The 14,769-nt window shown below is 41.9% G+C and carries 11 protein-coding genes; all 11 read right to left on the bottom strand.

The features are described 5' to 3' along the window. Nucleotides 1–11: 11 nt before the first annotated feature. A complete protein-coding gene (locus tag CTY48_RS00275) occupies nucleotides 12–308 on the bottom strand; it encodes a DUF3784 domain-containing protein (protein WP_099466520.1) in 297 nt (98 codons plus the stop codon). Between the two features lie 117 nt (nucleotides 309–425). Then, the gene (locus tag CTY48_RS00270; RefSeq protein ID WP_099466519.1) at nucleotides 426–2,234 is read right to left on the bottom strand and encodes a beta strand repeat-containing protein; all 1,809 of its coding nucleotides are present in this window, start codon (nucleotides 2,232–2,234) and stop codon (nucleotides 426–428) included. A gap of 223 nt (nucleotides 2,235–2,457) precedes the next feature. Next, the gene (gatB, locus tag CTY48_RS00265) at nucleotides 2,458–3,888 is read right to left on the bottom strand and encodes an Asp-tRNA(Asn)/Glu-tRNA(Gln) amidotransferase subunit GatB (protein WP_099466518.1); all 1,431 of its coding nucleotides are present in this window, start codon (nucleotides 3,886–3,888) and stop codon (nucleotides 2,458–2,460) included. Between the two features lies 1 nt (nucleotide 3,889). After that, nucleotides 3,890–5,362: an Asp-tRNA(Asn)/Glu-tRNA(Gln) amidotransferase subunit GatA gene (gene gatA, locus CTY48_RS00260; protein ID WP_099466517.1), complete on the bottom strand. Its 1,473-nt coding sequence runs from the start codon at nucleotides 5,360–5,362 to the stop codon at nucleotides 3,890–3,892. 11 nt (nucleotides 5,363–5,373) lie between these two features. Continuing rightward, nucleotides 5,374–5,667, bottom strand: a complete 294-nt coding sequence (gatC, locus tag CTY48_RS00255) for an Asp-tRNA(Asn)/Glu-tRNA(Gln) amidotransferase subunit GatC (RefSeq protein ID WP_099466516.1) — start codon at nucleotides 5,665–5,667, stop codon at nucleotides 5,374–5,376. Nucleotides 5,668–6,028: 361 nt separating this feature from the next. Further along, on the bottom strand, nucleotides 6,029–6,502 hold the full coding sequence (tnpA, locus tag CTY48_RS00250) for an IS200/IS605 family transposase (RefSeq protein WP_099466475.1): 474 nt from the start codon (nucleotides 6,500–6,502) through the stop codon (nucleotides 6,029–6,031). 706 nt (nucleotides 6,503–7,208) lie between these two features. After that, the gene (gene recJ / locus CTY48_RS00245) at nucleotides 7,209–8,969 is read right to left on the bottom strand and encodes a single-stranded-DNA-specific exonuclease RecJ (protein ID WP_099466727.1); all 1,761 of its coding nucleotides are present in this window, start codon (nucleotides 8,967–8,969) and stop codon (nucleotides 7,209–7,211) included. 282 nt (nucleotides 8,970–9,251) lie between these two features. After that, nucleotides 9,252–10,136 (bottom strand): aldose 1-epimerase family protein, encoded by an 885-nt coding sequence (locus CTY48_RS00240; RefSeq protein ID WP_099466515.1) that lies wholly within the window; start codon nucleotides 10,134–10,136, stop codon nucleotides 9,252–9,254. A gap of 74 nt (nucleotides 10,137–10,210) precedes the next feature. Beyond that, nucleotides 10,211–12,388 (bottom strand): DNA internalization-related competence protein ComEC/Rec2, encoded by a 2,178-nt coding sequence (locus CTY48_RS00235; RefSeq protein WP_099466514.1) that lies wholly within the window; start codon nucleotides 12,386–12,388, stop codon nucleotides 10,211–10,213. Next, nucleotides 12,381–13,334, bottom strand: a complete 954-nt coding sequence (locus CTY48_RS00230; RefSeq protein WP_180272597.1) for a GerMN domain-containing protein — start codon at nucleotides 13,332–13,334, stop codon at nucleotides 12,381–12,383. The genes CTY48_RS00235 and CTY48_RS00230 overlap by 8 nt, the downstream gene beginning before the upstream one ends. Before the next feature lie 33 nt (nucleotides 13,335–13,367). Beyond that, nucleotides 13,368–14,747 carry a sensor histidine kinase gene (locus CTY48_RS00225; protein WP_099466512.1) on the bottom strand — a complete coding sequence of 460 codons (1,380 nt, stop codon included), beginning with the start codon at nucleotides 14,745–14,747 and terminating at the stop codon, nucleotides 13,368–13,370. Nucleotides 14,748–14,769: the final 22 nt, after the last annotated feature.

The following is a 14,769-nucleotide window of genomic DNA, read 5'->3' as shown; positions in this document are numbered from 1 at the left end:
TCTCCTCTGGTCTATTTCTTGTTGCAGAACTTATTTGCGTAAACCATTTCCACTCCGACTGCAATCAATATCGGAGCAATCATCTTCATCGCAAATTCATCTGTATTTACATAAGCTGTCAGGCATATAATCACGGCAATAACGAGCATGAGAACTCCCATACTGCGGCATAGCTTTTTTTCATCATATTTTTCCTTCTCTTCCTTGCTCGCGGTATTGTATCCGGCAATCAGCCAGCCTCCCCTGCCTGTCAGAAGATAAATGCCAAGCACTGTAAAAATGATTGCCATTATATATACGATTGTCATACTCTTACCTCCCTTGCACTTCGTATCGTCTTTTTTCTAGTAATAGCATAACATAAAATATCAAAAAATAAAAGAAGCGCAGCCGGCTTGGCTACACTCCTTTTACTATACTTTCCATTACCTTTTTTTCTTATAAAAAACAAATCCGCCTCCGATTACAGCACACACCGCTACTGCTATAATTGCATATTGCATGACATTGGATTCTGTAGCCTCCGCTGTATCAATCTCTTCGCTAACTACTTCATCCTCGATATCCGAAGCATTCTCTGTATCGCCTTCCACACTTGTGTCTTCCGCCTCAGAAACGGTTGTGCTATCTGTTGTTGTACTGCTTCCAAATGCCGTAGAGACATTGTAGTAAGCATCAAAATCTGAACGATCAATATAATCCGTACTTAGCTGGTTTGTACTGTCTGTTGTAATGCTGTCTGAATAAGCTCCCGTCACTGTAATGGTATATTCACTTGTACCGCCTACAATGGTCTCACCGTTTGCAACGATTGTAACTGTTTTTCCGCTTTCATCTACAATGGCAGCACCGCTTTCTGCATTTAAATTGCTGATTGTGGTATCCGCTGTCACAATCCACTTGGAGGTGCTATCCAGATTAATTGTAATAGGTGAATCGGTCTGACTTGTATTCACTTCATTGGTTGATATCGTCGCTGCTCCTGTATAGGTGGTTCCTTCTAACAGATACAAATCAAGGATGCTTATCGTATCAACATCAATATCACCACTGAGTGTCTCTCCGATTGCCGTGAATTTAGCCTGCGCTCCATTGCTTCCTGCTGTTCCCCAGCTATTTGAATCATTGCCTTGTATGGTAAGTAAATTTACATTGTCACTGTCAAAATCAAGTACTGTATTGCTTAACACGATATTTGCTTCCGTATTTGTAAGATAAAACATCGCTCCGCTTGTAATCGCACTTGTAAGTGTTGAATCTGCCGCCTCAAAGGTTGCGGTACTGCCTGTCGTACTTTCCGCATCACCTGATGTGGACTGATAAATAATAATTCCGTTTGCAATCGGGTCACTAGCCGTTTTGTCGGTAATGGTACTTGTCAGGTTTGAATTGTGTATTAAAATGGTATTATATCCTTCCATTCCTGCAATCTGGCTTCCGCTTGCGGTTCCCGTAATATTATTTACCTGTATATCTCCTGTTGAATAGAGAAGAGGTGAGCCGGAGCCTTCCGTTGAAAGTGTACTGTTTGTCGCTGAAATAGTTCCGCCTCCACGGTCCGTTGCGATAGTAGCACTGTGATCTCCCTTTGTTGAGATTGTCATATCATTGGCAATGATAGTACCGGAGTATGTGGCATCCAATCCTCTTGAACTATTTGATGTCGTTGATATGGTATTGTTATTGGCATACACCGTAGCACTGTCTGTGGCAAAAATTGCATTGCTGCCTTCACTGTCTGCAGTCAGAGCGGTGTCTGAAATATAAGCCATAGAACCGCTGTTTATTGCAAGAAGAATGGCATTGACACCATAAAAGTTGCAATTATCTGCATTTTCAGAGTCACCTGATTTTTGCAATGTTCCGTTTGTGATTGTCAGCGTCCCGCCATTTTGTACCAATGCAGCATTTTGTTCTGCCGTTGACGCCGTGGTCGTTTCACCATCTGAGGTCACGGAAGTGCCATCTGCCGTCAATGCTCCCGAAAGAGTGCCGGAATAGTCATACGTCATGGTATTCGCACCTCCCATACCACCGGAAGGCGGGTCTCCCGGCGGGTTCCCATCCGGCGCTTCCCCGCCTGGCATATCGCCTGACGGCGGCTGTTGCCCCTCCTCTGCCGTATTTGAGTTAGCCGAGGCTGCCTTTACTATACTTGTTGCTGAAAATGTAGAAACAACCAAAGATGCAGCCATGATACATGCCATTGTCCTTTTTAGTTTTTTCTTATACATATGATACCTCCTATTCTTTATCTTGTTTTCCCTATCATAAATTATGGAGCTTAAATTTGTCTTAAATTTAAACATGTTTTTGCACGAAGAACAAAGCAGCCAAGTCCCTCACTCATGAGGGACTTGGCTGCTTTATCGCGCCGAATGCAGTCACGTAGTAACATCTTCCACTTGCATTCGTGCGCTTATATAATTTTTATACTTATTCAAACAAACTCGATTGTTACAACAATTCCTTCAATATTTTATTAATCATGCCCGGATCTGCTTTTCCCTGCATTGCCTTCATCGTCTGTCCAACCAAGAAGCCAATTGCTTTTTCCTTACCGCTTCTGTAATCCTCAACGGACTGCGGATTTGCTGCGATAACACCCTCGATTGTGCTGCGAAGAGCACCTTCGTCATTGACGGATTTCAAGCCCTTTTCTTCCACATACTGCTCAGGATTGATATCCTCCTTGAACATCACTTCAAATACTTCCTTGGCAACGCTGCTGTTAATCGTTCCGTCATCCGCTAAATCAATTAGCTTTGCCAGATTTTTCGGAGAAAATGTAATGTCCTGCGGTTCCATGTCATGCTCTTTTAACAATCTCATGGTCTCAACCATCAGCCAGTTGGATACCTTCTTCGGCTTGTTACAGATTGCTATCGTCTCCTCGAAAATATCTGCCATTCTCTTGGAAGCTGTTATGATATCAATGTCATATTCCGGAATATCAAATTCCTTTTTGTATCTCGCTTTCTTCTCATCGCGAAGCTCCGGCTGCTTGTCTCTGATTTCTCTCAGCCACTCGTCGCTGATGATAATCGGAACCAAATCCGGCTCCGGGAAATAGCGGTAATCCTGTGCATCTTCTTTGGAACGCATTGCATAGGAGCATTCCTTCGTATCGTCCCAGCGTCTTGTCTCCTGAACAACTTCCTTGCCCTCTTCGAGCAATTCTATCTGACGTTCCCGCTCTCCCTCGATTGCTCTTGCAATTGCCTTGAAGGAGTTTAAGTTTTTCATTTCCGTTCTCGTTCCAAATTCCTTCGCTCCTACCTCGCGAAGAGAAAGGTTTACATCAGCTCTCATGGAGCCCTCCTGAAGCTTACAATCAGAAGCACCCAAATACTGGATAATAAGTCTCAGCTTATCCAAATAAGCGATTACCTCTTCTGCACTTCGCATATCCGGCTCTGATACAATTTCAATCAAAGGTACGCCGCTTCGGTTAAAATCTACTAAGGAGCAGTCGTCCCACTCATCGTGAATCAGCTTTCCTGCATCCTCCTCCATATGAATCTCATGAAGACGAATTGTCTTTTTTCCGTTCTCTGTCTCAATCTCAATTCCGCCGTCCCGGCAAATCGGATAATAGAGCTGGGAAATCTGATAGTTCTGCGGATTGTCCGGATAAAAATAATTCTTTCTGTCAAATTTACAGTTTTGTGTAATGGTACAGCCGGTTGCAAGTCCAACCGCTGCCGCATATTCTACCACCTGCTTATTCAACACCGGAAGGGAACCCGGCATACCTGTACATACCGGGCAGGTATGTGTATTCGGCGCCCCGCCAAACTGGGTGCTGCAGGAACAAAATATTTTTGTCTTTGTTGCCAATTCAACATGCACTTCAAGTCCAATGACTGTTTCATATTGTTTGCTCATCTTATTTGTCCCCTTTCTTTGCAATCTCACAACGCTCATAGGCACGTGTACACTCGTAAGCATATGCCGCCTGAATAATTTTCTTTTCCATAAAGCAATCGCCAATCAATTGCAAGCCGATTGGAAGTCCCTTAGAATCAACACCGCATGGAAGGCTGATGCCCGGAAGTCCTGCTAAATTCACGGAAATCGTATAGATATCACCCAAATACATCTTAATCGGGTCACTCAAACTGTCTCCAAGCTTTGGTGCCGTAGTCGGCGCCGCAGGTCCTAAAATTACATCATATTTTTCAAACGCCTTATCAAATGCTTTTTTAATCAGCGCTTTTGTTCTCAGTGCCTTAATATAATAAGCGTCATAATAGCCGCTGCTAAGAACGAAGGAGCCAAGCATAATTCTTCGTTTTACCTCTGCTCCGAAGCCCTCACTTCTCGTCTTTTTGTACATATTGTGAAGTCCGTCAAAATTCTCTGTGCGGTAGCCATATTTTACTCCGTCAAAACGTGCCAGATTCGAACTTGCCTCTGCGGAAGCGATAATATAGTAAGCAGGGATTGCATATTCTACAAGACTTAAATCAAACTCTTCCACAATTGCGCCCTTTGCCTTCAACTCCTCTGCTGCCTTCAGCACTGCCGCCTTTACCTCCGGGTCTAGACCTTCACCCAAATAATCTCTTGGAATACCAATTCTCATACCCTTTACATTATCCACAAGTGCTGCGGTAAAGTCATAGTCTTCTCTCTCAATGGATGTACTGTCCTTAGCATCGTGAGAAGCGATTGTCTCAAGCACTGTCGCACAGTCTGTCACATCCTTTGCAACCGGTCCGATTTGATCCAAGGAAGAACCATAGGCAATGAGACCGTAACGAGATACTGTTCCGTAGGTTGGTTTAATTCCGGTCACACCGCAGAAAGAGCTAGGCTGTCTGATGGAGCCGCCCGTATCAGAGCCGAGTGCAAAGGAGCATTCCTCTGCCGCAACCGCAGCACAGGAGCCGCCTGAGGAGCCGCCCGGCACATGTGACAAATCCCAAGGATTTTTCGTCTCACCAAAAGCAGATGTTTCTGTTGTACTTCCCATCGCAAACTCGTCCATATTTGTCTTACCGATTACAACAGCTCCCGCCTTTTCCAAGTTCAAAACTGCTTCCGCCGTATAGGTCGGCTTAAAGTTTCCTAAAATCTTGGAGCTGCATGTTGTGAGAAGCCCCTCGGTACACATATTATCCTTAATCGCAACCGGCACACCTGCCAAAGGTCCGGTAAGCTCGCCGCTGTCAATCAGCTTTTGCACCTCTGCTGCTCTTTTTAACGCGCCTTCTTCATCTACGGTCACATAGCTGTTCACGCTGTCTTCCACTTCTTTAATCTGTGCCAGTGCTGCTTTTACTGCTTCTTCCACTGTCACTTCTTTTGCTTTTATTTTTTTGCCGAGTTCCACGGCAGTTAAACTCATCAGGTTCATCGTAATTCCTCCTATTCTACGGTTTTCGGTACTTGGAAGCTTCCGTCTTTTTTCTGCGGAGCATTTGCAAGTATTTTTTCTCTGTCATCGCCGTTTACAATAACATCCTCGCGGAACACGTTGTGTACCGGAAATACATGTGACATCGGCTCTACGCCCTCTGTGTTCAGTTCATTTAACATATCAATATAATTAAGCATGTTCGTCATATCTTTTTTTGCCTGCTCCTTTTCCTCTTCAGAAAGTTCAAGCTTTGCCAATATACCTACATATTCAATTGTTTCATCTGTAATTACATTTGCCATAATCATTCTCCTTTATCTTTTTAATAGAATACAAGAAAGTGTGAGCTCTGCTCACGCTTCGCGCCCGAGCGGGTTGCGAAGCAACTACTTCCCCTCCGCGAGGTGCGCATAATATTTTTTAATGTCATAGGAAATTTGCAAGAATTTCCTATGATACAAGTCAAGACCACCGGCTTAGCCGGTGGCTTGCTCTGACCCTGTAAGGGTCTATTCCCTGCTTGCGCCCGGAGGCGCCTGATGGTTTTGCCAACCGCACTTCCTTCTCAGGCAGCCCTAAAGGGCCTTTTTTATTGCCTCCTTACTCCTGCAAGCTCCTTGAGCCTTTCATTATAGCTTTATTCCCTAGCTTCCCTTTCAGGGACTACTTCTTGCTTTTTTGTACTGGCTCACCCGTGAACGGGTCTATATATTCATTCAATGTCATTTGATCCGATTCATGATCTTCTTTCAATTGATTTGCAATATATTCTTGTATCTTCTTTGTATTTTTTCCTACCGTATCTACATAATATCCTCTACACCAAAAATGGCGATTTCCATACTTATATTTTAGATTAGCATGTCTTTCAAATATCATCAGTGAACTTTTTCCTTTTAGATATCCCATTATTTCAGACACACTATATTTGGGTGGTATTCTAACTAACATGTGAATATGATCCACACAACATTCTGCTTCCATTATCTCTATTCCTTTACGCTTACATAATGTACTTAATATTTGAGCAATATCTGCTTTAATTTTTCCATATACTATCTGTCTTCTGTATTTTGGTGCAAATACCAAATGATACTTGCATTCCCATTTAGTATGGGCTAAACTATTCATATCCATTTTGGATACCTCCTATGTCTTTTTTGTGGTTGGCTAAACCCGCAATTATTATAACATAGGAGGTTTTTTGCTTGAATCTAAAGCAAAACCGTGGGACCACCGGCATAGCCGGAGGTTTATTTTTTCTGTTTATACAAAAAAGTCCCAGAATACTTCGTATTCTGGGACGGGATTACAATAATTCCCGCGGTACCACCCGCATTGAGACAGAAGCTTCCTTCTCTCTCCACTCACACATTTAACGCATGTCACGTACAAGCCTACTAAGATACCGTTTCGACAAGTCTGCTCCAGAGTGTTCCCTTTTATCCGTTTCCCCTAAGAGGCGTTCTCAGTCGGTGACGCTTCCTTCCTGTCGGTTATCTCAAGCCAATTTTAAAATTGGCTGCTCCAATATCGGCTTCTGCCAATGTTGATGCGGATTAGAGTCTCTTTCATTGCATTTGATATTTAACTAAAATCTTATCACATCTTTCAGGGCATTGCAACCTTATTTTGTAAACAGTTCAGCCATGCAGAAATAATTATATAAAATGACCGTGAGTGCTTGCACGCTAAGGACATTTTATATAATTATTTCTATAGGGCGGACGCCCGACATGAATAATGTGCCAATCATCTCATAAAATACTTGGAATAACGGTATATTTGGCACATTATGAATGGCATGGCTGAATAGTAGCCATAAGATACTTAATTTTACTGCCTAACAAAAGTTTTTTATCACAATCTGTATCGTCCTATTGCCGTTATACTCATTGATGCTTGGATAATAAGTAAGTGAGAGACGTACTTCACTTGCCCTTCCCGCATACAGTCTATCCTTTTCCTCTTCTCCATATTTTTCAATCAAGAAGTCATTAAACTTATCAATATTGCCAAAATAGAGGGCATCAAGCTTTGTTCCCGTTTCATTCTGCACTGACAGCTTTAAGACATTTTGGTTCTTCCCCAGTATTCTGGCACTTAGTACCTTTATGTTCTTCTCGGCAAAGGTCGGCTTTTCATTTCCCTTTCCGAAAGGCTCTAAAAGCTCCAACTGCTCAATCAGTTCTTCCGTAATATAATGAAGCGGCATCGGAACATCAATCATGACCTTTGCGATAAAATCCTCCTCAGTGAGAACGGTCTCCTCATTCAGCTTTTTTCTCAATATATCAATGTTTTCGGTAGGCAGGGAAAGTCCGGCTGCCATCGGATGTCCTCCAAACTTTAAATAAAGCTCTTTAAATTTGGATAGCTCCTCAAACATATTGTAAGCCTCAATCGAGCGGCCTGAGCCTTTTGCACAGCCTTCTGCATCAGTGAATACAATAACAGGCTTATTATAGTTTTCCCGAATACGTCCCGCAATAATCCCCGCAAGACTTTCATGACATTCTCCAAGATAGACGATTAAAACCTTATCTTTCTTAAGTTCTGTTGTCTCTATGATATGTAAGGCTTCCTCTAAACCTTTTAAGGTCAATGCTTTTCTGCTGTCATTTAAATTTTTTAAGTCTCCCGCAAGCCTTCCTGCCTCTTCTGTTGTCTCGCTGTTTAGAAGCTCCAAGGCACGCTTTGCGGTGTCCAATCTTCCGCCTGCGTTGATGCACGGTCCAAGCACAAAACCGATATGATAGGAGCTGATTGCCCCTTCCTTCAAGCCGTTCAACGAAATCAGAGAGGAAAGTCCCTTACTCGAGGTATGATTCATGCGTTTTAAGCCCTCTTTTACTATGATTCTGTTTTCATCGGACAAATCCATCACATCCCCAACCGTTGCAAGTGCCGCATTTTCCAAAAGCGGTTCACATTCCTCCTGAGCTATGCCATATGTCTCATACAACGCCTGCACAAGCTTAAACGCCACCACAGCGCCGCATATTTTATCAAAGGGATAGGTGCACTCGCTTTGTTTTGGATTGACAATCGAATCCGCCGGCGGATAAATCTCTGTTTTGACACCATCCTTCTCCTCAAATGGAATATCATGGTGGTCCGTTACAATCACGGTCATTCCAAGCTCCTTTGCGTAAGCAATCTGGCTTGTGGCTGCAATTCCGTTGTCGCAGGTAATAATGGTGTCAATCTCTGCTTCTTTTGCAGAATCAATCAGATTTTCATTAATTCCGTATCCATCCTTCATTCGATCGGGGATATCCGTGTCAACGGCAGCACCGCACCGCTTTAAGCCCTTTAGCAGAATGTAGGTGGCATTCACTCCGTCAATATCATAGTCGCCTATCACTCTTATTTTTTTCTGCTCTGAAATTTTTGTCTGTATCAAGCCAACCGCCTTGTCCATATCCTTCATAAGCCACGGACTGTGAAGGTCCTTTAACGTTCCTTCTAAATACATTTTGATTTCTTCGTCTGTGATAACTTCCCTGTTGCGGATAATTCGTGCTATGACAGGATCTATATGAAAGGTTTTTCCAATCTGCTCAAAATCTGCTTTTTTCGTCTGTATAAACCATTTTTCCAACTTTAACACCATTCCTTTATTTGCTTAATCTTATTTTAAATAAAGAATGTGCTTTGCACATTCTTCGTGCCCGAATTTCTCATAATGTAATAAAATCTCTCAAAATAGTTCTTACTATTTTAAGAAAATAAACACAAAATGGACATACTTTATTTTTATAATAAACTTGATAGTTGAAATACAAACAAACTATCTCCCCCCTCATAAGTAATAGCCCGTATGCAAATACGGGCTATTTCCCTTTTCAGGCTCAGCGGTAATTCAGTAACCTCTTCCCGCCTCTTAGTGGATAACAATTTTATGGGATACGTTAAACTCCTCTTTTGCCTCTAGTTTTTGAACTCCCATTTTATTTTCCAGTTCTCCCGCAAAACCGTAATTATCACAGCGTCCATACCAAGGCTCCAGACAGATAAACGACGCTCCTGGCTTCTTCCATACGCCCACATACGGAAAACCTTCACATTGTACCGTCACATAAGGTGTTTTATCGGGAAAAGCAATTCCAACCTCAGACAATTGGCGGTTTTCAAAAATCAAAGTACTGCCATCAAACATATGCTCTCCGATTTTATATTTACCATCTGTAAGTTTTAACGTATGTACGGTATCGTACATTGCTGTCGGATACTCCTTATCAATATGAATATAGCCAAGTGTCTCCTTATCACCAAAGCTCAGATAATAATCCTTCTGCTCCTCATTTTCCCTTGCCGGCACATTAAATGCAGGATGCGCGCCAATGCCAAACAGCATCTCTTTATCTCCTGTATTTACTAGCTTCCACTCAACTAAAACCTCGTTTTCCACAATGCTGTGGCTCACTTCCAATTTAAAATCAAAAGGATATACCTTTTTTGTCTTTGCATTACTTTTCATACTGTGGACAATTTTATTTTCTTTTATTCCGTCAAAAGTAAATTCCGTATCCCTGGCAAAACCATGTGCAGTCATCGGATAAATTACATTTTCATAGCGGTATTCTTTGTTAAACAGCTCTCCCACAAATGGAAACAGTATCGGTGCGTGTCTATTCCAAACCGCCGGGTCCCCACACCAGATTAATTCTCTGGAGTTTTTCTTATCATAAATCCCAGCCAATTCGCCGCCGTAATCATTTACCTTCAAAAGAAGTCTTTCATTTTCAATTTGTCTTGTCTGTGGCATAATAACTCCTCCAATCTTGCTTCACTATTTCTAGTATACCATTCTGATGAATGGGTGGCAATATTCTTATGAACTTATTTTCGATAACTGCTGTAGAAAAATGAGTTTTTTTCAACCATAATCGTAATTGCCCCCTTATCCATTGTTGTCATAATATTCATTTTTTCGGTTGACAGCCGTTCCAAAAGCTCCTTATGCGGATGCCCATAGCTGTTTTTTTCTCCGCAGGATATCACGGCGTATTCTGCTCCAAGACGACTTAAAAATTGTGCCGATGTGGAATTTTTAGAGCCGTGGTGCGCCACCTTTAGAATATCGTAATCTTTTGTAAGCAGCTTTGTCACCTCCTCTTCCCCCTTTGCTTCCAAATCTCCCGTAAACAGCATGTCAAGTTCTTCCCATTTGAGGCTTAACACCGTTGAATAGTCATTTACCGACTCAGGAACATACTCCTTGTAGGGGTGAAGGCAGGTTAGCTTCAGATTACCTTCCTGTAAAATATCTCCTTTTTTTATATATAATACAGAAATTCCAGATTGTTTTGCCAATTCCTCCAATTCAAGGTATGCCTCGTCCTTCTCGCCGATTTGCGGCAGAATAAGATTTTCAATTTTGTAATCGGACTGCATAATCTCCATCAAGCCGGAAATATGGTCGCTGTCTGGGTGCGTAACAATACAATAATTTAGCTTTCGTATCCCCTTTGACTTTAGAAAAGGAAGAATTCTATATTTCCCTACCTCTTTCACGCTGCTGCTTCCTCCATCTATCATAAAAGTCGTATTTTTCTCTGAATGGATGACAATGCCATCCCCCTGCCCCACATCCAAGAAGGTCACCCAGAAGCCCTGTGGCAGCCTAATTGTCATAACAAGCAGCATTGCAGCAAAAAGAAGAACAGCTTCTTTCTTTTTCCAGTTACTCATCACATACAATATTATGGCAAGAAGTAGATAATAAACTATCATTTGCAACGGTGACGGCTTTCCAAAAACCATACTGGAATAAGGAAGCTGCAAGGAAAATTCACAAAGCCCCTCATAAACTTTCAAAATATAGCTCCCCATGCCAAGCATAAAACCGCCAAGCAGCATACTGATTTCCACGCAAAGACAGCCTAATATTCCCGACACCAAAACAAGACTTGAAATCGGTATGACAATCATATTTAAAAATATAGAATAGATAGGAAATTCATAATAGGAATATAAGATAATCGGAAATGTCACAATAGACACGCCAAGCGTTGAAATGAAATCTCTTGCAAATCTGAATTTAATGGAAAAAGTTTGACAAATGACAGGGGATACCGCACCAATGCCGATAACTGCACCAAAGGACAGCAGAAAGCCGATGTTGATAATATAGAGGGGATTGTCCATCAGAATGAGGATGGATGCAAGAGAAAGAGAGGATAAAATATCGTAAGTTCGCCCAAGCATTTTTGCAATCATTGCAATCGTAAACATAATGACTGCCCGGTAGGCGGACAGACCAAAACCTGTCATAATACCATAACAGATGACAACAGCGATACAGATGCCACCTGAGATTTTGTAATTAAGACCAAACCTTCTAAGCATATGGAATAGAAACATTCCGATAATCTCGATATGGGAGCCGCTGATGCATATGATATGCAAAATCCCTCCACGCTGATACAAATCCTTAATGCTTCCGGTAAATTCTGAGGTATCTCCAAGCACCATCGCTTTAAAGGTTCCGTTTTCAGTATCTCCCTTTGTTATTTGGTCAAAATTGCCGCTCAAACGGGTTCTGATTTTTTGCAGCGTGTTTCGGACAAGGTTTTCCTTCTCTTCTTCCACTATAATTTCTTTTGCCGTGACGCTAAAATCAATGTTCAGACTTTTGTAATACAGATAAGAATTAAACTGACCGGGATTTGCTGCCTGCTGAAACTTCCTTGCCGTACCTGTTACGTTAATTTTGTATCCAATGGGAATTTGTTTGTCGATATCGGTGTAGACGATAATTTGATTGGCTCGGACTGAGCCTGAATTTTGATAAAGAACTGTTTGATTTAAATAGAGTGCCAATTGTTCATTTTTTAGTTCCTGCTTATATACCCTGCCGCTTACGGCTACCTGACTTTTGTCCGTAATGGCTTGAACCGCCGCTGATTCTCGAAAATTCAGCGGCATGCTTGCCAGTCCCGACGTATCAATCAAAAGTAATAGTGCGACGGCGAGAATATACACAAGAGCAACGACACAAAGCGGGCGTTTACTCATCGATAATATCTTCCTTTCCTTCTGTTACAATTGAATTGTTTTCTATAATATCTAGGTTTCGCTCAAATAAAGTGTTAAAATTGATTGCTTCCCGATAAGTGATATCGGTTTCGCCATTGATGAGTATTTGAACCCTGGTTATGCCGCTAAGCTCCAGCAGTGAGTTGACAACGGAATAAACCGGCACCGACTCTGTCAGCTCGTAGCTATGATTTAAAAAGCTCTCATCAAAATTCACATAACATACTCCATCCGATGTCGAGACACTTAAAAGCTTCGTCTCCGGCGGAAGGGTTGGATATACCTGATCCGAGGTCGGCCCTTGGATAAGCTGTTCTATCACAAGCTTCTCCGTTGAAATGTTCGTACTGTACACCACATCAACAGAAGTCTCAATCAACTTATTACCTGCCTCATTTGCATAGTACAAGGTGAGATTGGTTCTCTCATACGAGTTAATCTCATCTCCTGTATTTTCAATAAAATTTGCCGCTGTCATAATACCCACAACATTATCGTTGGCATCCGTGAGAGGCTGATCATTGATGTAGAAGGAGACGAACTCAATGCCAGGTATTTGCGTCAGCATACGGACCATTGCCGTGCGAAACAATATTTCTGCCACACTTGACATTTTGTAATATCCCTCATTAAAAGTAAGGTATACCTGACTTGCCTCTATCGAATAACCCTGCAGCTTCACCTCATCTGGTTTTGCCTTCTTATAATCTGTATTTTCAGGATTTTCCTCAAGTTTTGAAAGAAATTCTTCCACCAAATCACTTGCTTCGGCGCTTTTTGGAGTATACCCCTCCGATACAACCTTTGTCTCTTCCTTGTTGATATAATACATATGGTATGTTGACTCTTCTACCTCTTCTTTCTCACACCCTACCATAATCAGAGCGAGAACAGCACAAAGAATTCCTATTTTTAGTTTTGTCATAATCTCCTCCATTCCTGCGTCGTCACGGAATTTCTACTGTGAAATATAGTTGAGAGGCACCCTCACCGTAAAGGTAGTTCCTTCTTCTTCCTTGCTGTATACCTTAATTGCACCACGATGCATTAAAATTGCATTCCTTGTGATGGATAGCCCCAGACCTGTACCGCCGATTTCTCTGGAATGTGACTTGTCCACCCTGTAAAATCTCTCATAAATATGCTCAAGGGAATCCTCCGGAATTCCGATACCAGAATCCGCCACCTTGATATAAAAATATTTGTGGTCGGCATTCAAAGAGACATGTACCCAGCCGTTTTCTGTATTATATTTGATTGCATTCTCAACCAGATTGGATATCGCAAGACTAATTTTAACCTCATCCACCTCCGCCGTAACCGGCCGGAAGCTCTCGAAAAGCAGTTCAATATTTTGTTTTGCCGCAATCGGCTTAAGCCTTTTTAAAATTTGCTCTAACAATCCGTTGACGTCAACCGATGTAATATTTAAGTCCGCTGATGTCTTGTCCAATTTAACGAGAGACAGCAAATCATTGATAATCTTATTTTCCCTGTCAATTTCCTCTGCTATATCGACCATGAACTCCTTATAAAGCTCAATCGGAACTTCCTCCTGTGCAATCAGAGAATCTGCCAAAACCTTCATCGAGGTAAGCGGTGTTTTCAACTCATGCGAGACATTTGAAACAAACTCCTGTCTAGAATCATCAAGCACTTTCATTCTGACCATCATTTTATTAAAGGCCTCCGATATCAACTGTGTCTCCGTATAATCGGAAACGGATATTTTCTCATCGACATAACCTTCATCCAGCGCCTCGATCGAGTTGCTGACACTTGCAAGGGGCTTTACCAAGACTCCTGCAAGGTAAAACGCCAGCATCAAAATAACCATTCCCATTCCGAGCTGTAATACGGTCGCTTTCTGGTTTAAAACAGAAATACTGTCGGTTATGCTGTCGGTAGAAACGCTCGCAAGAATAACACCGACCGCTTCCTTTGTGATTGTGTCAATAACCGGAACCGTCAGTTGAATATAGTTTCCTTTTTTTATATAGTTGGAGGTATTCGTACCCTTAAAGCATTTGATTACCTCCTCGGACACGATAATTTTCCCTTCCTCCAGCACATAAGTATCCTTTACAATTTTAAAGGTATTATCAATAACCATCAGTCTTCCGTCAAGCATTCCTGCCAATTGCTCTACCGAAGCACCGATTGTCTCTGAAGAAGGGTCCATCAAATAGCCATATGTATAGATCTGATTTGACAGCATTTTGCACTGATTCGATACATCTATGCTTCTCTGCAAAACCGCTCTGTCCTCATAGCTGTCTATAATTCCGTTTTTCAGCATAAAGCTCGGAACAATGCCAACAACCGCCAACACAAGCATAAGCCTGAATTTTAAGCTTCTA

The sequence above is a fragment of the Konateibacter massiliensis genome (assembly GCF_900184995.1).
Lineage (GTDB): Bacteria > Bacillota > Clostridia > Lachnospirales > Lachnospiraceae > Lachnotalea > Lachnotalea massiliensis.
Note: the sequence above shows the minus strand (reverse complement) of the source record. Positions and strands in the feature narration are given on the sequence as shown.

Bases quoted from the DNA above. Each gene is read 5' to 3' on its own strand.
- CTY48_RS00275 (WP_099466520.1), bottom strand. From the start codon at position 308: ATGACAATCGTATATATAATGGCAATCATTTTTACAGTGCTTGGCATT.
- CTY48_RS00270 (WP_099466519.1), bottom strand. From the start codon at position 2,234: ATGTATAAGAAAAAACTAAAAAGGACAATGGCATGTATCATGGCTGCA.
- gatB (WP_099466518.1), bottom strand. From the start codon at position 3,888: ATGAGCAAACAATATGAAACAGTCATTGGACTTGAAGTGCATGTTGAA.
- gatA (WP_099466517.1), bottom strand. From the start codon at position 5,362: ATGAACCTGATGAGTTTAACTGCCGTGGAACTCGGCAAAAAAATAAAA.
- gatC (WP_099466516.1), bottom strand. From the start codon at position 5,667: ATGGCAAATGTAATTACAGATGAAACAATTGAATATGTAGGTATATTG.
- tnpA (WP_099466475.1), bottom strand. From the start codon at position 6,502: ATGGATATGAATAGTTTAGCCCATACTAAATGGGAATGCAAGTATCAT.
- CTY48_RS00240 (WP_099466515.1), bottom strand. From the start codon at position 10,136: ATGCCACAGACAAGACAAATTGAAAATGAAAGACTTCTTTTGAAGGTA.
- CTY48_RS00235 (WP_099466514.1), bottom strand. From the start codon at position 12,388: ATGAGTAAACGCCCGCTTTGTGTCGTTGCTCTTGTGTATATTCTCGCC.
- CTY48_RS00230 (WP_180272597.1), bottom strand. From the start codon at position 13,334: ATGACAAAACTAAAAATAGGAATTCTTTGTGCTGTTCTCGCTCTGATT.
- CTY48_RS00225 (WP_099466512.1), bottom strand. From the start codon at position 14,747: ATGCTTGTGTTGGCGGTTGTTGGCATTGTTCCGAGCTTTATGCTGAAA.